The following is an 18924-nucleotide window of genomic DNA, read 5'->3' as shown; positions in this document are numbered from 1 at the left end:
TTTTCGAGGTTCCCCTTATTTAGGGTTTATAGACTATTAAACTACTTTCCTTTTAGGGGAATTTCAAATGAAGTCCCATCCACTAATAATTCATGAGACTCACCATCCGCAATATCATCGGTAGTGAATGAAAAGGAATCGAGCCGATCTATGTTTGCCCCGGGATCAACCAATAAACCAATTGTGCCTTTTCTCAATTCTCCTGGTTGGTAATCTGATCGACTTACTTTTTTTGTCCCTATAAAAGTATCCCCGGAATGGATGAAATTTTTAGAAGGCACATCATATGTAAGATCATTATTGAAAGTAACATTTTCCATGCTGAAGAACTGAAGTTCCTTCGAATCATTATTTTCGACAGAATAAGTAATCTCTAGATAAGAAACCTCTTCATCGATATCCGTTTTAGACAACGCCGCCTGTTGATCGATTTCCTCCATGGATAAATTCTCTTTATAATATATCGAATAGGCCTCTTCAAAACTCAATCCCGTATAGGACTTGAGCTCCTCCCTTGCTTCACCTGTGAGTGATGATAATTGAATCCTACGGATATCCTTGACTGTGATGACCATGGGTGCCAATTCAAATGACTCATTAATAGGCTTCGTTTCTTGTAATATGAATGTTCCCCAATTTTTTTGGCGAACCTTATCGCCGACTTTTTTAAGATGGATCCCGCCATAGTCCTCCACCTCAGGAATTTTGGATTCCTTGGTTTCCGCATTTTTCCCTTTTTCGGTTTTATCGCTCTTGAAATAATTGAAGGCAAGTACACTTAAACAAATAAGCAATAATCCAACCATTGCTGAAATGATCCACCGTTTACGAATACTTCATCACTCCTTGTCTTAAACCATTGTTGTCAAAGGATAATATACCATTTTTTTTGCAAAAGAAGGAAAGGGGAGTGCCTGAAGATTGAACCTTTTTTGATCACTAGAATAACTTCTATTTTTATCCAAATAATTCAAAGTCCCTGTCCATGATAATGATTTCTCAGCTACAGTACAAGCCGTTTTATAATAAAGTCATACTATATAACGAAGGGGAATCTTGAAAAACTGAGAATATGATCGGTAACGGATCCATGGATGATGGATATGGTTTAGGAACGACAAATAGCATACCCTTACTTATGAAACTTCTTGCCGTTCATGAACCTGCTGCAAATAAAATATCTTTTCCTTATTATTGATTCTTCTATGTACTTGTTTTTTCATCCCTGGAAACCCTTCTCTCTATTAACAAATATTTTGAAAAAGGAGACGTTTAGGGAATGTTATGGCCTATTAACAATAGTAAGGCAAGGATACATCAGACGAATAAGAGTACAATGCTGTCCCGGCAAGAGATAAAAGCCATTGAGTCCTGGATATCTCAAATGGGGAAATTCCAATTTTTTGAAACATCTGGACAAAAAATGACTTCAGCCAAAAAAACGCTACAGTTCAAGTATAAAATCATTGGGCATGGATTTAACCGAGTTGTCTATGATTTAAATAATGGATATATATTAAAAGTTGCATTTTCGGAAATAGGATTATTAAGCAATGAAAATGAAGCTTATATATATAATAACTGTAATGAGAAAGTCAAAAAGTATATTTGTCCGGTTGAGGAGCATGGTACGGGCTGGATTATCATGAAGAAGGTGGATACGAAAGTGCCGTTTACTATCAAGGAATATACGAAACTGATCAAGTTGGAATTAAAACTCCTGACTTACGGGATTATCCCAATAGATTTACGCTTGGATAATGTCGGATATAACGAGAATGACGAAATGGTCGTCATTGATTACGGTCTGTTCACCATGGATCTCAAAGGCCATGTGCTGCGATGGTTTGTTTGATGATGGGGATATCTTTAAGTAAATATATAATGGAGCTCACAATGAAGTGATTAGGAGAAGCGGTAAATCTTGTGAGCTGTTCTTGATTTACCAAATTATTTAATTGAAAGAAGCATGTTACGAAGGCATTTTTTGTGCAACATGCTTTTTTATCCGGTTTAAAGGACCATAACTGATGACACAACGCTTGCCACTTTTTTGTCATTTTGAAATAAATCTGCCAGTACATAAGCTGTTTTTTTTCCGATTCGGTCTACTTTTGCTTCAACTTGTACGTCTCCTAATTTTACTGGTCGATGAAAGGTAGTATGTAAATCAATCGATGCGAAGGATTGTCCGATGCTTAATTTAGATGAGATCGCATAAGCCATTATAATATCAGCTGCAGAAGTGACAAATCCCCCCATTGCTACACCATTTCCGTTTATAAATTTATCATCTACTTTCCATAGTCCCCTTGCAATTCCATCCTGGGCATAATTTGCATCTATCTGTAACGTTAAATCACAATTCGGAGGCTGTTTCCCCTCTGTTATAACTTGTAAAAGTTCGTGTCCTTTAAATGATTTTCCCATTAAATGGCCCCCCTTGAATAAGTTGAAACTACTGAATATTCTAACATATAACCTGTTGTCAATGAAGTTGTTAACTTTACAAATAACGTAATTAAAGATTGAAGAAGGGAGCGGATTATCTGAACTCAACGGGCATGTTTTTTGAAGGTTTGTAAAATATGAACGTTATTTCCACTCAAGGTACTCGCTTTCCGCGGGCGATCCCGGGAGCCTCCTCGGCTTGTGCCTCCGGGGTCTCCCTAGACGCGCTTTTCTAAGCAGGAGTCTCGTACCTTCCGTTTCCATCAACTTCGTTTGACCAAAACCAGATGAAACCCTTTTGTCCAAAAAGGGGGTTCAGATCAGGCTCATTTCGAACCATGATTTTAAAACAAGACTAGATTATCCTTAATGTTATTATGTAATCCTTACTAGTTTGAAGAAATTTGCGACACTCCTGCCGAAAAACTGGCTAGCCGAGACCCCACAGGCGTTTGCGTCGAGGATGCTCGGCAGACAGTCGGCGGAAAGGGAGCGGATTTCTGAAATCAGCGTGAATTTTTTTCTTAATATCTGAACGGCAAATTGCTGCTGAAATTTGAAGTTTATAATTATCAAAAAAATCAAAAAATATGCTTCTTTTTCTAATTAAATTGTGATAGTGTATAAAACAAAGAAGTATTTCATTCGTCATTTTATTAAAAAGAAGTATTTGATTCATCAGAAAGGAGTGATAGTGTGGAACAGCTTCCATTTAAATCATTAGTGAAAGAAAGATTTGACCATCTATCCACAGGTCAAAAAAAGGTTGCCGCTTACCTGATTGAAAATTTGGATCAAGCTGCCTTTAAAACGGCTTTTCAAATTGGTAGGGAAGCGGAGGTCAGTGAAACGACTGTCATTCGGTTTTCCTATTCATTAGGATTTGAAGGGTTTAGTAAAATGCAGGACAGAATTCAAAAACAGCTGCTGAACCAAAATCAAACGGATATATCCAATAGTGATTCCACTCTTAGCATTGATGACAAGCAAGATCCATTTACCAAAGTGATAGAAAACGAAGTTCATATTTTAAGACATCTATTAGATCATACGAACGTTCAGGATATATGGAAAGCGGTCGATGTACTGATACAGGCTGACCAAATATTAATTGTAGGTCACCGGATTTCCCATGCCGCTGCCTATTGGTTTTCCTATACGCTAAGTTCATTAAGGGAAAATGTAAGTTTATGTTCTCCAACAGGTGACTTCTATGAAAAGTTTTGTAATCTCACTAACAAGTCTGTGATAGTTGTTTTTTCCCTTCCAAGATATGCGAATGAAACATTAAAAGCTGCGGAGTGTGCAAAAGAACAAGGAGTCTGTTTAATTTCAGTTACAGACCGCCTCCTGTCACCTGTTGGCCGCATCTCTGATATTGCACTGACAACTGAAGAAAACGCAGAAACCGGAACGAATTCAATCGCTTCCGTCATTAGCTTATTGGACTTGGTTATTGCAGGCATACATCAAAAAGACGCAAAACGGATATATACCCATCAGCAAAAATTAGAAGGCCTATATTCAAGTTATGAAGTGTTTAATGAATGACTTTAAATTCATGTAAAAGGGGAGGTGGATAATGATGAACCCGATTCAATATATTGATCAGCAACAAGGATTATTGTTAAAGTCCTATCATGACCTGCATTCCTTGGCCGAGCCAAGCTGGCAGGAGGAAAGAACGTCTAGCTATATTTTAAAATGTCTTAGGGAAGCGGGAATAACCGTCAAAACATTTCAGAGCCATTATGGAATCATTGCCGAGATTCCAGGCATCTCAAAAAAGGTTTTGGCATTAAGGGCTGATATGGATGCGCTTGTTCAGGAAGTAGATGGAGTTGTAAAGGCAAATCATTCATGTGGACACGACGCACATAGCACAATGGTTTTATATACAGCATTGGCCATTGCCTCCAGCGGAATCCGGCCTAAACATACTCTCCGATTTATATTTCAGCCTGCGGAAGAAAAAGGGGAAGGCGCTCTTCAAATGATCAATGATGGCGCGTTGGAGAATGTTACATATTTATTCGGGATACATGTAAGACCCAGTACAGAGGTGCCTTATATGAAGGCTTCCCCCGTCATTGTCCATGGCTCAGCAGAAACAATTAGGGGAACAATCAAAGGCATTCAGGCCCATGCATCCCGTCCGCAAGATGGAATAAATGTAATCGAGGCAGCAGCTTTGCTTGTCCAAAAATTACAGCAGATTAATCTGGAAACTGAAACTCCTTATTCCATCAAAATGACTCAATTTGAAACAAACAATAAAGCATCAAACGTCATCCCGGAAACAGCTGTCTTTGCTATTGATGCCAGAGCCCAGTCAAATGATGTAATGAATCAACTGAATCGCTTAACGAAGGATGCTATTGACCAGACAATGGAACAAACTGAAACATCCATCTCCTGGTCTGCGGAAGAATATGTCCCCGCGGCGACCTTGCATGAAAAAGCGATAAAGCTGGCTGAGGCCGCAATAGAAGATATCCTTGGGGAGGAAAATGTCGTTCCGGTCTGCGTTTCTCAAGGCGGCGAGGATTTTCATTTTTATACAGCTAAAAATCCTGAATTAACTGCAACCATGATCGGGTTAGGCTGTGATTTAACGCCCGGTCTGCACCATCCGGATATGATGTTTAATTTAAGAGCACTTATTTATGGAACGAAAATATTAATTAACACAGTAATGATGGCGGATGGAGAATAAAATTTTTCACTAAAAAAATTATTGAAGGGGTGTTTTATGGAAAATACCGCACAAACATCACAAACCGGGGACCAAACAGCTGCTGAAGAAAAACAACTGGAGCGAAAACTCAAACCAAGGCATCTTTCCATGATCGCAATCGGCGGAACCATTGGAACAGGGCTATTTTTAGCAAGCGGTTCCATTATACATACTGCGGGTCCTGGGGGAGCTGTAGCTGCCTATATCATTGCCGGAATCATGGTTTACTTCCTGATGACTAGCTTAGCCGAAATGGCTGCCCTTATTCCTATCACAGGCTCTTTTAGTACCTATACATCAAGGTTTGTCGATCCGGCTTTAGGATTTGCGATTGGTTGGAACTATTGGTATAACAATGCAATCGTAGTCGCGTTGGAATTAGCAGCTTCCTCCCTTATTATGAAATATTGGCTGCCTTCTGTTCCGGGCATCATTTGGAGCGCATTATTTCTTGCACTCATATTTGGCCTGAATATTTTATCGGTAAAAGGATATGGAGAATCAGAATTCTGGTTTGCCATTATAAAGGTTTTGACGATTATCATCTTTATAGCAGTAGGGATATTAATGATTGTAGGAATCATGGGAGGGGATGCCGTAGGTTTTGAAAATATCACCAAAGGGGAGGCACCGTTTAAGGGAGGCTTTTTATCCATTATAAGTGTCTTTATGGTGGTCGGGTTTGCCTTTCAAGGCACCGAGTTAGTAGGAATTGCAGCCGGCGAGAGTGAAAACCCGAGAAAAAATATCCCAAAGGCCATTAAGCAAATCTTCTGGAGACTGCTCTTGTTTTATGTATTGGCAATAATCGTGATTGGATTTTTAATAAGCTATAATGATCCGCGTTTGTTAAGCTCGGATATTGAAGATATTGCGGTAAGTCCCTTTACACTAGTTTTTCAAAATGCTGGGCTTGCCATCGCTGCATCCGTTATGAATGTGGTCATTCTTACTTCTGTTCTTTCTGCAGGAAATTCCGCCATGTACGGAGCTTCTCGCGTGCTTTGGGTGCTTGCGAAAGAAGGCAAAGCCCCTTCGTTCCTAAAAAAAGTGAATTCAGGAGGCATTCCAGTGAATGCTGTATATTTTTCGACAATCGTTGGAATGGCAGCTTTCCTGACCTCTCTTTTCGGTGAAGGCACGATTTATACTTGGTTATTGAATGCTGCGGGATTATCCGGCTTTTTATCCTGGCTAGGAATTTCGATTACACATTATCGATTCCGGAAGGCATATATAGCACAAGGAAGGGATTTAAAAGATTTGCCTTATGTATCAAAATGGTATCCATTCGGTCCGATATTAGCGACATTTTTATGTGTTACCGCTATCGTGGGACAAAATTACTCTGCATTTTTCGGTCCTGAGGTTGACTGGTATGGAATTTTAATTTCTTATATCGGGCTCCCATTATTTTTACTGGCTTTTCTAGGTTATAAAATAGTGAAGAAAACAAAAATGACCCCATTGCAAGAGGCTGATTTCAGTAAAGTGGAATAACCTCTTTTGTAAAAAAAGCAGGAAAGTATTTCATTTTACGAACATGATAGCTCCGGTGCCTCGTAACGACAAGCAGTCAGCTGTGGACTTCCCCATCTTATATTGGGTCGATCAAGGCACTTGTGCTATTCCTAGGAGGTTAACCATGATGAAATCACAGGAAATTGCAATTCGTTCTATTCATCGAATTGAAGAGCTGGAGGATGTAAGAAAGCTAGAGTCCAGCATTTGGGGAGAAACAGACTCAATCCCCACACACCAAACTTTAACAGCCGTGAAAAACGGTGGTTTGGTTCTAGGAGCTTATTTTGAGGATAAGTTGATTGGATTTCAGTACAGCTTTCCGGGTTTCAATGGGCAAACAGCCTATCTTTGTTCACATATACTAGGCATGGATGAGCAATTTCGCAACAAAGGTATAGGGGAGAAGTTAAAGTCAGCACAACGTGAGGAAGCGCTAAAGCTTGGCTATTCCCTTATTACCTGGACATACGATCCTTTAGAAAGTGTTAATGGGTATTTAAATATAGCCAAGCTCGGTGGGGTATGCTCCACATATATAGCAAACTGCTATGGTGAAATGGAAGATCTTTTAAACAGCGGAATTCCTTCTGACCGCTTTCTTATAGAATGGCATATCGGTAAAAAGGAGAAAACGGTTTCTAGCGGACGGAGAATGTCGCTGGACTTTGTGATGGAAAACTCGCTTATTCAATGGGATACCAATGAAAAGGGATTGCCTGTTCCATCTTTCACTCGCCCGCTGCCTGAACAAGAATGTGAAACAGCTTTTGTGGCCCTTCCAAAGGACTTCCGAACAATAAGAGTCACAAATATTCAAGCTGCCAATGAGTGGCGGATGAAAACCAGGCACATTTTTACCGGATTATTTCAGCAAGGATGGCAGGTAACAGATTTTATTAAGAATACCATGACGGAAATTCCCGTTCATTTTTATGTGCTATCAAGGAAATAAGCAAGTTTATATTTAAATATGAATTAACAATAAGCGGGTGTCAGCTATTGAAAAAGACTGGGGTAAATAGTTTATCCCCAAAAGGAGAATCTACTAGTGAAAATTAAACAAGTTATTTTAAGGCATCTTAAGCTAGACTTGCTTGAACCTTTTACAACTAGCTTTGGGACGGAATACGATAGGGATTTTATTCTTGTGGAAGCCATAAGCGATGATGGCATTTCCGGCTGGGCTGAATCGGTTGCGATGCTCGACCCTCTGTATAATGAAGAGACCTTAAAAACAAATTGGCATATATTGGAAGACTACTTAATTCCAATAATCCTAAAAAATGAAATCAAGCATCCTGATGAAATTTCCGGAAAATTTTTTACCCATATTCGCGGAAATTATATGGCAAAAGCCGCTTTAGAGGGTGCTGTTTGGGATTTGTATGCTAAAAAGCAAGGTACTTCTCTTTCAAATGTGTTAGGTGGAACAAAAAAGAAAATTGAAGTGGGGGTAAGCATCGGAATAAAGGATTCAATCGATTCGACCCTGGATATAATTGAAGCCCGTCTCGGTGAAGGCTATAAACGCTTTAAACTAAAAATCAAACCGGGCTGGGATGTTGAATTAATAGACAAGGTACGAAAAGTATATCCTGAAATCCCGCTCATGGCCGATGCAAATTCAGCTTATACCTTAAAAGATATAGACCGGTTATCCGCCTTGGATGATTTTAACTTAATGATGATTGAGCAGCCGCTTGCCTATAATGATATCATTGACCATGCAGATTTACAGTCAAGGTTAAAAACACCTATTTGCCTGGACGAAAGCATTCACTCATTAGAGGATGCAAGGAAAGCTATTAAATTGGGCAGCTGTAAAATTATTAATATCAAAATTGGCCGTGTCGGAGGTTTGACTGAATCCAGGAAAATCCATGATTTATGTCTTGAACATGGCATTCCGCTATGGTGTGGGGGTATGCTGGAATCAGGCATTGGAAGAGCTCATAATATCGCCATCACTTCACTGCCGAACTTCACTCTTCCCGGCGATACCGCAGCTTCCTCCCTCTATTGGGCAGAAGATATAACTGACGCTGAAGTTACTGTGGAAAACGGAATGATCCGTGTTCCAGAATTGCCTGGAATCGGCTATGAACCAAGCATGGAAAAAGTCAATAAGTATACTATACACAGTCAAACCTATCATTTAAGTGAGAATGTTGCTAGAAACGGATAGGGTACTACGAGCTCGGGTTCCTTTTAAATGAAGCTGTAAAAAATCCAATTGACCAATCACCATTTCGAATGATAAAGCGAAATCTCAAGAAGTGGTTCACTTTGCAGAAGATCCCGATTTCGATATCAGAAAATTAATACCTGCACCCACGAATACAGAGGAAGATGCAGGTCCGTATATCACCATAGGCATGTGCTATGCCTCCGATTCAGACACTGGGGCCATTTTCGGAATTAGGATTCTTCAGATGCTTAAAAGCAGTGAAGTGGAGACCCATTTAATCATGTCCCCGTGGGCACATGCCACCATTCAACATGAAACATCATATTCAGTTAAAGACGTGGAGGGATTAGCTAATCATTTCTATTCTTACAAAGATCAAGCAGCAAGAATATCAAGTGGATCATACCGGGTTGATGGCATGATCGTAGCATCTTGCAGTATGAAAACACTAGCTTCCATTCGCATGGGACTAGCAGATAATTTATTAACGCGATCTGCTGACGTCATGTTGAAAGAAAGAAAAAAATTATTACTAATGACAAGAGAAACCCTCTGAATACGATTCATTTGGAGAATATGACGGCGCTTTCCAAAATGGGGACCATTATATTCCCTCCGATGCCAGCCTTCTATAATCATCCTGAGAATGTTAATGATATCATTGATCATCTTGCTTATCAGGCGTTAGATCAATTTGAAATCGATACTCACGGTGCGCAACGGTGGGACGGAATGAAATATCACACCAAAATATAACAGATTACTAGGGAAAAGGTGAAAAAATGAATGGGATGAAAATGCCAAAAGAGATATTCGACTTGTTAAATGGTAAAGAACTTGTCGACAAGCAGCATGAAGCCATGATGCTGTTGACGGTAAGTGAAGAAGGATGGCCACATACTGCAATGATTAGCGTGGGTGAGATCGTAGCGGTAAGCAGGAACGAATTAAGGATCGGCCTATGGCCGGATACTTCGACTACAGCCAATGTCATTCGTACCCATAAAGCTACACTGGTTTTGTTTTGGAAAGGTAAAGCACAATATATTCGCCTTTCATTAGAGAGATTAAAAGAGCTGCCAAATGTCCAATACAAAAGAGAAAGATTCCACGCCCAAATAGTAGAGGCACGGGAGGATATGGCTAAGTATGCTGAAATAACCTCTGGTATTAAAATCGACTTGAAAAACCCTAAAGAAGTTGTTGAACGTTGGAGTGAGACCATAGAGGATCTCCTTCAATAAAATTCCCAGGTACCACTTTTAGTTATGAGAAATCTAAATTTTCAAATTATGATTGAAATAAATAGAAGTTCATTTAAAATGGAATCATTACATGTATTTATAACTTGCCTATTCATTAACCATTAAAAAAAGACCTTTTTTTATGAAAATTAATGAACGGACTGGCTATCTTTATTTCTCGATCAAGTTGCCTTGATGGTGAAGTTAAGATAGCTTTTTTTATTAAATATGCTGGTTGGTTTATGTTAATAATCATGGAAATGGAGGGGTGTCACTATGGAAATGTATGTAAAGGAATTGGGGAACCGAAGAATTCAAATTGCAGATTATCCTGGAAGGAAAGGGCCAATCATCGCCATACATGGTTTAACGGGTAATCATAAGCAAATGCATTATTATGCAGAAATGTTAAAAGGCGAGTACAGAGTCATCTCGATTGACTTAAGAGGGAGGGGAAATAGTTCGAGGGCAGATATGCAGACTTCTCTTTTTAAACATGCAGAAGATGTAATTGAGTTAATTCAAGAGTTAAAGATTAAAAATCCGATTTTGATCGGGTATTCAATGGTAGCTTTCATCTCAAGCGTTGTAGCCAGCAAATTAACCTCGGTACAGGCCTTGATATTATTGGATGGTGCGGCCATTTCCTCTCAACAGCAAAGGGACATAGTACAACCATCACTAGGCCGATTAAGTAAAGAATATGAATCTCAATAAAGTTATATTGCAGAAATTAAGGAAATCTATAGCCGTTTGGGTATCAAATGGACGGATCACCTGCAAAGAGTGGCGGAGTATGAGGTTCATGAAGTGGATGGTCACTGGGAGAATAAATCATCAGAAGATAGCATTTATTCCTTATTCGGCATGATGATTGGCGCCAATATATCGTCACTTATTACATATCGCATAGGACTGGGTGCCTTTGAATCTCCGTCCATACCTACTAATGCCTGGTGAGTTGAACAGGAGGTCGCGTAATGAATAAACGATTAAGAAAAAAAGTAAAAAAGAAAGAAAGAAACGAAATGATATGGGCTATTTATGGTGGTCAAGTAGAAAAAATAGAAAAATTGATAAGTTCTGGTATGGATATTAATGGAAAGGCTATTTTCTAAAAGATTGTTGCTAAGTAGACTACACCCGACAATTAGTATTTTATGGTAAAATATGTACAAGAAAATGTTATTCAATAAAGGGGCATTTCATAAATGCGTTGGCAGGGGATTTTATGATGAAGAAGAAATTGTTTTTTATTTTAGTGATTGTATTTATCGGAATTATCATTTTTACTAAGTTAAATCCACCCTTGGTTTGTGGTACAGTTGCTACGGCTAGTGGGAATAAAGCAGTTGTGATCGGAATAGGAAATGAAGGTTTTAGTAAAATCCGGATTAAAAGGGTGCTGGTAAATAATAATGAAATGCCCTTGTATCAAAAAGTACAGGTTAGCAATCCCTTAAAAGGTTTTGTTATAACAGATAATTTCAATAAAGAAGCAAGAGAATATGGATTAAATAATATAGAGGATGTAATTATAGAGACTAATACATCCCCAAAAACACAGTATGAAAAGATGGATAGCGGTACTGCAACTAAAAAGGACAAGATTTATGGAATGAGTATCGTTCATACTGAGCCAATACACGAGGTGCATATAAAGTATAGTTATTTTGGGTGGCAGCTTAAAGAAACCGTATCTTTAAATCATTAATAATTAGTTCAATGTATTCAGCTACCAGGGCTTAAATAGAACGCTTAGAGTACACAAATTACTCTGAGCGTTTTTGTAAGATATATTCAGAATCAGCATTCGTTGAGTCCTATTTTTTAGAGTTTATAACTTGTTTATATAAATACTTCTAACTCATTCAAGGAATAATTTAAAACTTACCACTTTCGGATTTGAAGTTCGACGCGGCAAGTTGTATATTGGTTCTTCATTTCATTGTTGATAAATGAGAGAAGCAGATACTACTCGAACCATAAAGGATAAATTGAAATCAGGTGCTCCAATCTTTATCGATAGTACATATTGAGACCGAGATCGTGCAGAACTTCAGAATAATAATTGCTGATTGCGCCCATTAAGAACAAAGACTACAATAAAAACAGTATTTTACGACAAAACAAGAAGACGAAATCCTTAAGATATCGCCGTCTCATTTACTACGCGTTAATATTCCTCAATTGTCGCTTATTTTAAAGCTGATAAACTTCTGCTCCATCATTTCATTCATCGCATATTTGACGCCTTCTCGGCCAACTCCGCTGTCCTTCCAGCCACCATAAGGCATATTATCAATCCGGTAAGTTGGGATATCATTGATTACAACTCCACCTGTTTCCAAGCGCTCCGCTGCATAAAAAGCTCGTTCTATACTCGGAGTCATCACTCCTGAGTTCAATCCGTAACGTGAATCATTTGCATCGTTGATGGCATCATCCAGCGTATCGAATGGGAAAATGCAGACAATTGGACCAAATACTTCGAAACGAAATACCTTAGAGTCACGATTTACATTGGTTAAGACGGTAGGCAATAGTACATTGCCTTCCACTGTACCGCCGCACTCAATTTTTGCTCCTTCCTGTACTGCCTCGTCAATCCAACTTTGTAACCGCTCCAATGATTTTTTTGAAATAACCGCAGTAATATTTGTATCTTCCTCCAGGGGTGAGCCGATGACAAGCTGTTTTGTTGCACTGACGAATCGATCTAAAAATTGTTGGTATAGTGATTGGTGGACATAAATTCGTTGAATCGAGATACATACCTGTCCATTATTCGTAAATGAACCCATTACACTTCTTTGAATGATTTTATCGATGTCGACTCCTTCATCAATGATGAACGGCGAATTAGATCCGAGTTCAAGGGTGAGCTTACGGAAGCCTGCCTGCTGCTGAATAAGGTGTCCGACCTCTACACTGCCTGTGAAAGTCACTTTTTTTACATGTGGATGGGTGGTCAATGCTTCACTCAAAACATCCCCTTTGCCCGGTATGATGTTCAATACTCCGTCTGGCAACCCTGCTTCTTTAAAAATATCGGCAAGAACCAGTGAACTCAACGGGGTTTGTTCGGCAGGTTTTAACACAATCGAATTTCCAGCTGCAATAGCTGGCCCAACTTTATGTGCCACCAGATTAAAGGGAAAGTTAAATGGGGTAATCGCAGTAACGACGCCAATCGGGGTGCGAACCGTGAAGCCAAAGCGGTTTACCCCGCCCACTGCCGCATCCATCGGGATTTGTTCTCCATAATTGTTCTTGGACGCTTCTGCAGCAAAACGATAGGTCTGAACCGTACGATTCATTTCTTCACGAGCATTTCGAATCGTTTTCGCCGCCTCTAGAGAAATGATTTTCGCAAGTTCTTCACTGCGTTCTTCCATGATTGCTGCAGCTTTAAATAAAATTTCTGCTCGTGCATGAGCCGGGTAGGATCGGTATTTCTGAAAAGCGGCATTTGCCTCAACAATCGCTTCAATGGCATCCGCTGGTTCAGCCTGTCCGATTTGTGCAATTTCTTCATTTGTATGGGGATTGAATAAAGGCTCATACGATTTAGCCTCCCGCCATTTGCCACCGATCCACAATTGCCACTTTTTCTTCATTTGACATTCCTCCAATAATACATGCTCTTTATAGTTTACAAATATAATCACCTAGTGTTTTCGATAGCTTTACATTTTCCGAATAATCCACATCCACATCAATCAAGACAATTTCCTGACTCGAAATCGCTTCTTCTAATGCATGAAGCAATTCATCGGAGTGGGTCACTTTCACTCCTTTAACCCCAAAACTTTTTGCGAATCCTAAAAAGTCTGGGTCTGTAAATTCAATTGCATTCGTTCGATCAAATTTATTCAATTGCTTCCACTCGATAAGGCCAAATTTTGAATCGTGGAAAATGACGATAACGAAGGCAAGACCCAGACGTTTGGCAGTTGCCAATTCAACCCCATTCATCAGAAATCCACCATCCCCTGTAACCGCAATGACAGGTTTATCAGGTTTTGCCAATTTGGCCGCAATGGCACCGGGAACCGCAATGCCCATTGATGCAAAGCCATTAGAAATGATCGTGTGATTAGGCTTTTCCGGCTGATACATCCTGGCAATCCACAACTTATGGGCGCCCACATCCGAAATGACAATGGCATTCCCTTTTTCCGCCTTTTTTATATCGGCAATAATTCGCTGAGGGATGATAGGGCTTCCTGATACTTCATCCGAAGAATGAAGCTTTTCAACAATCTGAGACCTTAACCTTTTAACTTCTGGCCAAAGTTCTTTTTCTTCTACACCAGTAGTCAAGGCTTCTAGCGCCTCTGTGACATTACCGACCAATTCGGCTTGAACCGGGTAATAAGCATCAATCTCAGCCGGTCGAGCATCAATATGAATAATCGGATTCTTTGCCTCATCATTCCAATATTTTGGCAAGTACTCGACGAAATCATAGCCGACGGTGATAATGAGATCAGCCAAATCAAACCCGCATAGAACATAATCCCTTGCTTGCATCCCTACTGTAAAAAGGGTCAATGGATGGTCAGAAGGTAAAACTCCTTTGGCCATGAACGAATTTACAACGGGAATTTGCTTCTCTTCTGCAAACTTCCGCAATACCTCAGCAGCTTCATCGCGAACTACGCCATTACCAGCTAGAATAATCGGCTTTTTAGCGCGATTGATTAATTCTACGGCTTTTTTGATTTCTTCCTCGGCAGGGCGAGATCTTGGGATTGGAGTAACCCTTAGTGGTTCACCTTCTGTATCCATCATCGCCACATCTTCAGGGAGCTCGATATGTACCGCTCCCGGCTTTTCAATGACAGCTGTCTTAAATGATTTACGGATAATTTCCGGAATAGTATTTGGTACCTTAATTTGTTGATTCCATTTCGTTACTTCCTCAAAAACGCCAATAATGTCCACATATTGATGCGACTCCTTATGAATGCGATCAAGGCCCGCCTGCCCTGTAATCGCGACAACAGGGGAATAATCCAGATAAGCATTTCCTATTCCAGTCAATAAATTAGTTGCACCCGGTCCCAATGTGCCCAAGCAGACGCCAGGCTTACCAGTTAGCCGGCCATATATATCTGCCATAAATGCTGCAGCTTGTTCATGATGAACCAAGATAAATTCAATATCAGAGTTTATTAGAGAATCAATAAGATCCGTATTTTCTTCACCAGGTATCCCAAAAATATACTGAACCCCTTCATTCTCTAAACATCTTACAAACAAATCAGATGCCTTCAATTTATTCCCTCCTTGGATCATTACAATTTCTTTCCTATATGTTGGCTTTGCCTATGAGAAATTATGTACATGCCTGTATTAAAACCATTTCGAACATTTACAACTCTACAATTGTCATAACTAGTAGGGGGGAATATGAAAGCCGGTTCTAATCTATATAATAATATTTGACCGAAATCAGAAGCATCACGCCATACTACTGATGCGCTAAAAATCCGGCCCGGATTTCAGCAATATTTATTTATCTGGAAACTGAAGCAAAGCCATTTTCAAGAGATGACTTCGAACAATAATGTGTACGTTTTTATATTTGGCTTTCACTAGTTGAATGTATTTGTAAACTTGTGTTTTTAAAAAAATCATTTTGTGTTTTGTTTTGGGTATTTGGTGGCGTTTGTTTTTAAATGAAAGTGTGAATAAAACGGCTTGACAATATACCCCCATAGGTATACTATAAACTCACAAGTTAAGAAAACACAAACTCACGAGTAAAACACTCAAATTCACGAGTAAAACGTGCAAACTCGCGAGTAAAATGCTCAAACTCACGAGTAAAAGGCGATTTATTTGGCAATGGGCTTATAATCTTATGAACGATAATGTTGTTGATAATGAGGGTTATGAATATTCATTATGACTATTTGTAAATAGATGGGAGGCGGACTATGGAGTATAATAAAAGCAGCATTCATCGTTTGAAGCGGATTGAAGGACAAATCAAGGGTGTTCTTGGAATGATGGAGCAGGGAAAAGATTGCAGGGAAATCGTCACTCAGTTGTCGGCTGCACGTAATGCCATCGATAGGACCATGGGTGTTATCGTAAGTGCCAATCTTGAGCAATGCGTTCGGGAAAACGTCGAGAAAGGCGAAGGCACTGATCATTTAGTCAAGGAAGCGGTTAATTTACTGATTAAAAGCAGGTAAACGAATTTGACCTGAACTGTAGAATAAGGAGTGTTTTTCATGTCTTAAATTTTACAAGTGGATTTTAAAATGGAGGGGCCATTTGGCCACGAAATGGTCAATGAATTTACTGATTTAGCAAAAGGTATTAATGATGAAGAAGGCTTGATCTGGAAGATTTGGACCGAAGACAGTGAGGCAAATGAAACAGGTGGCATTTACCTGTTTAAAACGAAGGAATCCGCATGTAAGTACTTGAAAATGCACACAGCTCGGTTAAATGGTTTTGGTATAGAGAAGGTTAATGGAAAAATATTCGAAGTGAATGAAGGATTGACTTCAATTAATCATGGACCAATTAAATAAAGAATAACCCATTCCATTCTTTTTTAGCGAAGTGGGTTGACGAACTATATTTTTTAGAATAATATATACCCCGTAGGGTATTTTGGAGAAATAAAAATAAATCAGGGGGAAAACATAATGACTGAAAAGAAAAGAACGACGATCATATTATTTAGTGGTGATTATGATAAGGCTATGGCTGCTTATATCATTGCAAATGGGGCTGCGGCTTACGATCATGAAGTGACCATCTTCCATACATTCTGGGGATTGAATGCTTTAAGGAAGGATGAGCCGAACTCATTAAAAAAAGGTTTTCTTGAAAAAATGTTTGCAAAAATGATGCCGCGTGGTTCTGATAAAATGGGTCTATCAAACATGAACTTTGCTGGGATGGGGCCTAAAATGATCAAACATGTGATGAAAAAGCATAACGCCATGTCACTCCCAAATTTAATTGAGTTGGCCCAAGAACAGGATATCAAACTTATTGCCTGTACGATGACAATGGATTTATTGGGCTTGCAGAAAGAGGAATTATTGGATGGAATTGAGTATGCAGGTGTTGCCGCTTATTTAGCTGAAGCAGAGGATGGAAATGTAAACTTATTTATATAAATTTGGTTACTGGAGTGAGTCCAATTGGGAACTATATTTAATCTCATCATATTAGGTTTCATCGTTTGGTTTTTATATAAGCGCTTTGTCCCGGCAAAGGGGATAAAAAATATAAATGCGACGGAGTTAAAAGCTTTGTTGAATAATAAAGGAAATAAGCAATTCATTGATGTCCGTACTCCTAATGAATATAGGGGCAATCACATTAAGGTCTTTAAAAATATACCTCTAAACGAACTTGGCAAAAGGGCACATGAACTTTCAAAAGATAAAGAAGTGGTTGTAATCTGCCAAAGCGGGATGAGGAGCAGTAATGCGAGTAAAGTCTTGAAGAAACTCGGGTTTAATGAAGTCACCAACGTAAAAGGCGGCATGAGTTCTTGGAGCGAATAAAAGGAGGTCTATAAAAAATGAAAGAAATCTTACCGAATGAAGTGAGTGCATTATTGAAGGAAAACTCGCCAGTTCATATTATTGATGTGCGGGAGGTGGATGAAGTAAAGGCAGGGAAAATACCAAATGCTTTGAACATCCCGTTGGGTCTGGTGGAATTTAGAATGCAGGATTTGGATAAATCAAAAGAATATATCATCGTCTGCCGTTCAGGGGGCAGAAGTTCAAGGGCAGCCCAGTTACTTGAGAATCATGGATATAAGGTGTTGAACATGATGGGTGGTATGAATGAATGGGAAGGTCCCACAGAATAATTTTATATCCAGTTATACCCCCATCCCTATAAAAGATACAAGAGGAGGAAGTAAAATGATTAAAACAAATTCCGTTTTAGATGCTAAAGGTTTAGCCTGTCCAATGCCAATCGTAAAAACGAAAAAAGCCATGAATGGCTTGGAAGCGGGGGAAGTACTCGAGGTTCAAGCAACTGATAAAGGGTCAACCGCCGATATGAAAGCTTGGGCGGAAAGTTCAGGTCACCAATACTTGGGTACGGTTGAAGAAGGAACCACACTAAAACATTATCTTCGGAAAGCAAGCGGAGAAGAAACAGCAGTGAAGAAGCATGAAAAAATTATTACAAATGAAGAACTTCATCAACTTATGCAAAAAAACAGGAATATGATTATCCTGGATGTACGAGAAGCGGCAGAGTATGCTTTTTATCATATTCCAGAAGCTAAATCCCTTCCAATGGGTGAATTGGAACAACGTATGGATGAACTTGATAAAGAGTCAGAGATTTTCGTGATTTGCCGTTCTGGCAGCCGAAGTGATCTTGCTGCACAAAAACTGATGGCGGCCGGTTTTGAACAGGTATTCAATGTTGTACCAGGCATGAGCCAATGGAACGGGCCTTCACAAAAATCTTTGAATGAATAAAAAAGTATAAAGTGTTTAACATCACAACGGCAGCAGCAACAGATCAAGAAGTGGCGATTTTCTTTACTATCGAAGGCTTTAGAAAGGCCAATGTTCCTTCCATACCAGAATTAGTTTTCATGGCACAGGAAATGGACGTCAAGTTTTTAGGGTGTCAAATGACCAAGGACGTTTTGGGCATCGAAAAAGAAGCTTTCGTTAACGGTATTGAAGTAGGTGGAACGGTCACAATTTTGGAGTTTGCCAAAAATGCAGATGTTACATTAATCTTTTAATGAAGGAAAAAATTTTGAA

General features: G+C 39.3%; 22 protein-coding genes and 1 pseudogene. 19 read left to right on the top strand and 4 right to left on the bottom strand.

Annotation, left to right across the window (positions count from 1 at the left end):
- Positions 1-41: 41 nt before the first annotated feature.
- Positions 42-806 (bottom strand): hypothetical protein, encoded by a 765-nt coding sequence (locus tag ACFVS1_RS11260; protein ID WP_387547335.1) that lies wholly within the window; start codon positions 804-806, stop codon positions 42-44.
- 473 nt (positions 807-1279) lie between these two features.
- Between ACFVS1_RS11260 and ACFVS1_RS11255 the strand changes: the two genes are divergently transcribed.
- The gene (locus ACFVS1_RS11255; protein ID WP_387547332.1) at positions 1280-1855 is read left to right on the top strand and encodes a hypothetical protein; all 576 of its coding nucleotides are present in this window, start codon (positions 1280-1282) and stop codon (positions 1853-1855) included.
- Between the two features lie 158 nt (positions 1856-2013).
- Here ACFVS1_RS11255 and ACFVS1_RS11250 read toward each other — a convergent pair whose 3' ends face one another.
- A complete protein-coding gene (locus ACFVS1_RS11250; RefSeq protein WP_352924464.1) occupies positions 2014-2430 on the bottom strand; it encodes a PaaI family thioesterase in 417 nt (138 codons plus the stop codon).
- 717 nt (positions 2431-3147) lie between these two features.
- On the opposite strand from ACFVS1_RS11250, the gene ACFVS1_RS11245 reads away from it, so the two are divergent.
- From ACFVS1_RS11245 to ACFVS1_RS11195, 11 genes and pseudogenes are all read left to right on the top strand, one after another.
- Positions 3148-4002 carry a MurR/RpiR family transcriptional regulator gene (locus ACFVS1_RS11245; protein WP_352924465.1) on the top strand — a complete coding sequence of 285 codons (855 nt, stop codon included), beginning with the start codon at positions 3148-3150 and terminating at the stop codon, positions 4000-4002.
- 31 nt (positions 4003-4033) lie between these two features.
- Positions 4034-5167, top strand: coding sequence for an amidohydrolase (locus tag ACFVS1_RS11240; RefSeq protein WP_387547328.1), 1134 nt, complete (start codon positions 4034-4036; stop codon positions 5165-5167).
- A gap of 36 nt (positions 5168-5203) precedes the next feature.
- A complete protein-coding gene (locus tag ACFVS1_RS11235; protein WP_387547325.1) occupies positions 5204-6688 on the top strand; it encodes an amino acid permease in 1485 nt (494 codons plus the stop codon).
- A gap of 145 nt (positions 6689-6833) precedes the next feature.
- Positions 6834-7664 (top strand): GNAT family N-acetyltransferase, encoded by an 831-nt coding sequence (locus tag ACFVS1_RS11230; protein ID WP_387547322.1) that lies wholly within the window; start codon positions 6834-6836, stop codon positions 7662-7664.
- 96 nt (positions 7665-7760) lie between these two features.
- On the top strand, positions 7761-8897 hold the full coding sequence (gene menC, locus ACFVS1_RS11225; protein ID WP_387547320.1) for an o-succinylbenzoate synthase: 1137 nt from the start codon (positions 7761-7763) through the stop codon (positions 8895-8897).
- Positions 8898-9021: 124 nt separating this feature from the next.
- Positions 9022-9656: pseudogene (locus tag ACFVS1_RS11220) on the top strand (UbiX family flavin prenyltransferase).
- Positions 9657-9682: 26 nt separating this feature from the next.
- On the top strand, positions 9683-10144 hold the full coding sequence (locus ACFVS1_RS11215) for a pyridoxamine 5'-phosphate oxidase family protein (RefSeq protein WP_387547317.1): 462 nt from the start codon (positions 9683-9685) through the stop codon (positions 10142-10144).
- Positions 10145-10420: 276 nt separating this feature from the next.
- On the top strand, positions 10421-10861 hold the full coding sequence (locus ACFVS1_RS11210; RefSeq protein ID WP_387547315.1) for an alpha/beta fold hydrolase: 441 nt from the start codon (positions 10421-10423) through the stop codon (positions 10859-10861).
- A gap of 36 nt (positions 10862-10897) precedes the next feature.
- Positions 10898-11104 (top strand): hypothetical protein, encoded by a 207-nt coding sequence (locus ACFVS1_RS11205; protein ID WP_387547312.1) that lies wholly within the window; start codon positions 10898-10900, stop codon positions 11102-11104.
- 20 nt (positions 11105-11124) lie between these two features.
- Complete coding sequence (locus ACFVS1_RS11200) at positions 11125-11262, top strand: hypothetical protein (RefSeq protein ID WP_387547309.1); 138 nt, start codon at positions 11125-11127, stop codon at positions 11260-11262.
- A 116-nt stretch (positions 11263-11378) separates the two neighbouring features.
- Positions 11379-11858: a hypothetical protein gene (locus tag ACFVS1_RS11195; RefSeq protein ID WP_387547307.1), complete on the top strand. Its 480-nt coding sequence runs from the start codon at positions 11379-11381 to the stop codon at positions 11856-11858.
- Between the two features lie 472 nt (positions 11859-12330).
- Here ACFVS1_RS11195 and ACFVS1_RS11190 read toward each other — a convergent pair whose 3' ends face one another.
- Entirely contained in the window at positions 12331-13764 is a 1434-nt protein-coding gene (locus tag ACFVS1_RS11190) for an aldehyde dehydrogenase family protein (protein WP_352924502.1), read from the bottom strand.
- A gap of 28 nt (positions 13765-13792) precedes the next feature.
- Positions 13793-15427 carry an acetolactate synthase large subunit gene (locus tag ACFVS1_RS11185; RefSeq protein ID WP_387547304.1) on the bottom strand — a complete coding sequence of 545 codons (1635 nt, stop codon included), beginning with the start codon at positions 15425-15427 and terminating at the stop codon, positions 13793-13795.
- Positions 15428-16092: 665 nt separating this feature from the next.
- Here ACFVS1_RS11185 and ACFVS1_RS11180 point away from each other — a divergent pair.
- The 7 genes from ACFVS1_RS11180 to ACFVS1_RS11150 all read left to right on the top strand — a co-directional run bounded on the left by ACFVS1_RS11180 (position 16093) and on the right by ACFVS1_RS11150 (position 18905).
- Positions 16093-16353 carry a metal-sensitive transcriptional regulator gene (locus ACFVS1_RS11180; RefSeq protein ID WP_352924506.1) on the top strand — a complete coding sequence of 87 codons (261 nt, stop codon included), beginning with the start codon at positions 16093-16095 and terminating at the stop codon, positions 16351-16353.
- Between the two features lie 48 nt (positions 16354-16401).
- The gene (locus tag ACFVS1_RS11175) at positions 16402-16698 is read left to right on the top strand and encodes a monooxygenase (protein WP_387549308.1); all 297 of its coding nucleotides are present in this window, start codon (positions 16402-16404) and stop codon (positions 16696-16698) included.
- 117 nt (positions 16699-16815) lie between these two features.
- The gene (locus tag ACFVS1_RS11170; protein ID WP_352924510.1) at positions 16816-17295 is read left to right on the top strand and encodes a DsrE/DsrF/DrsH-like family protein; all 480 of its coding nucleotides are present in this window, start codon (positions 16816-16818) and stop codon (positions 17293-17295) included.
- Between the two features lie 33 nt (positions 17296-17328).
- Positions 17329-17688 carry a rhodanese-like domain-containing protein gene (locus ACFVS1_RS11165; RefSeq protein ID WP_387549306.1) on the top strand — a complete coding sequence of 120 codons (360 nt, stop codon included), beginning with the start codon at positions 17329-17331 and terminating at the stop codon, positions 17686-17688.
- 17 nt (positions 17689-17705) lie between these two features.
- The gene (locus ACFVS1_RS11160; RefSeq protein ID WP_241588932.1) at positions 17706-18002 is read left to right on the top strand and encodes a rhodanese-like domain-containing protein; all 297 of its coding nucleotides are present in this window, start codon (positions 17706-17708) and stop codon (positions 18000-18002) included.
- A gap of 55 nt (positions 18003-18057) precedes the next feature.
- Positions 18058-18630: a sulfurtransferase TusA family protein gene (locus ACFVS1_RS11155; RefSeq protein ID WP_387547300.1), complete on the top strand. Its 573-nt coding sequence runs from the start codon at positions 18058-18060 to the stop codon at positions 18628-18630.
- An 11-nt stretch (positions 18631-18641) separates the two neighbouring features.
- Entirely contained in the window at positions 18642-18905 is a 264-nt protein-coding gene (locus ACFVS1_RS11150; RefSeq protein WP_387547297.1) for a DsrE/DsrF/DrsH-like family protein, read from the top strand.
- The last annotated feature ends 19 nt before the right edge of the window (positions 18906-18924 follow it).

It is taken from the genome of Peribacillus sp. NPDC058075, from assembly GCF_042885195.1.
In the GTDB taxonomy this organism is placed as follows: domain Bacteria; phylum Bacillota; class Bacilli; order Bacillales; family DSM-1321; genus Peribacillus.
This window is presented reverse-complemented; position numbering and strand designations above follow the sequence as displayed.

Bases quoted from the DNA above. Each gene is read 5' to 3' on its own strand.
- ACFVS1_RS11190 (WP_352924502.1), bottom strand. From the start codon at position 13,764: ATGAAGAAAAAGTGGCAATTGTGGATCGGTGGCAAATGGCGGGAGGCT.
- ACFVS1_RS11210 (WP_387547315.1), top strand. From the start codon at position 10,421: ATGGAAATGTATGTAAAGGAATTGGGGAACCGAAGAATTCAAATTGCA.
- ACFVS1_RS11255 (WP_387547332.1), top strand. From the start codon at position 1,280: ATGTTATGGCCTATTAACAATAGTAAGGCAAGGATACATCAGACGAAT.
- ACFVS1_RS11250 (WP_352924464.1), bottom strand. From the start codon at position 2,430: ATGGGAAAATCATTTAAAGGACACGAACTTTTACAAGTTATAACAGAG.
- ACFVS1_RS11155 (WP_387547300.1), top strand. From the start codon at position 18,058: ATGATTAAAACAAATTCCGTTTTAGATGCTAAAGGTTTAGCCTGTCCA.
- ACFVS1_RS11170 (WP_352924510.1), top strand. From the start codon at position 16,816: ATGACTGAAAAGAAAAGAACGACGATCATATTATTTAGTGGTGATTAT.
- ACFVS1_RS11230 (WP_387547322.1), top strand. From the start codon at position 6,834: ATGATGAAATCACAGGAAATTGCAATTCGTTCTATTCATCGAATTGAA.
- ACFVS1_RS11160 (WP_241588932.1), top strand. From the start codon at position 17,706: ATGAAAGAAATCTTACCGAATGAAGTGAGTGCATTATTGAAGGAAAAC.
- ACFVS1_RS11180 (WP_352924506.1), top strand. From the start codon at position 16,093: ATGGAGTATAATAAAAGCAGCATTCATCGTTTGAAGCGGATTGAAGGA.
- ACFVS1_RS11235 (WP_387547325.1), top strand. From the start codon at position 5,204: ATGGAAAATACCGCACAAACATCACAAACCGGGGACCAAACAGCTGCT.
- ACFVS1_RS11260 (WP_387547335.1), bottom strand. From the start codon at position 806: ATGGTTGGATTATTGCTTATTTGTTTAAGTGTACTTGCCTTCAATTAT.
- ACFVS1_RS11215 (WP_387547317.1), top strand. From the start codon at position 9,683: ATGAATGGGATGAAAATGCCAAAAGAGATATTCGACTTGTTAAATGGT.
- ACFVS1_RS11200 (WP_387547309.1), top strand. From the start codon at position 11,125: ATGAATAAACGATTAAGAAAAAAAGTAAAAAAGAAAGAAAGAAACGAA.
- ACFVS1_RS11195 (WP_387547307.1), top strand. From the start codon at position 11,379: ATGAAGAAGAAATTGTTTTTTATTTTAGTGATTGTATTTATCGGAATT.
- ACFVS1_RS11240 (WP_387547328.1), top strand. From the start codon at position 4,034: ATGATGAACCCGATTCAATATATTGATCAGCAACAAGGATTATTGTTA.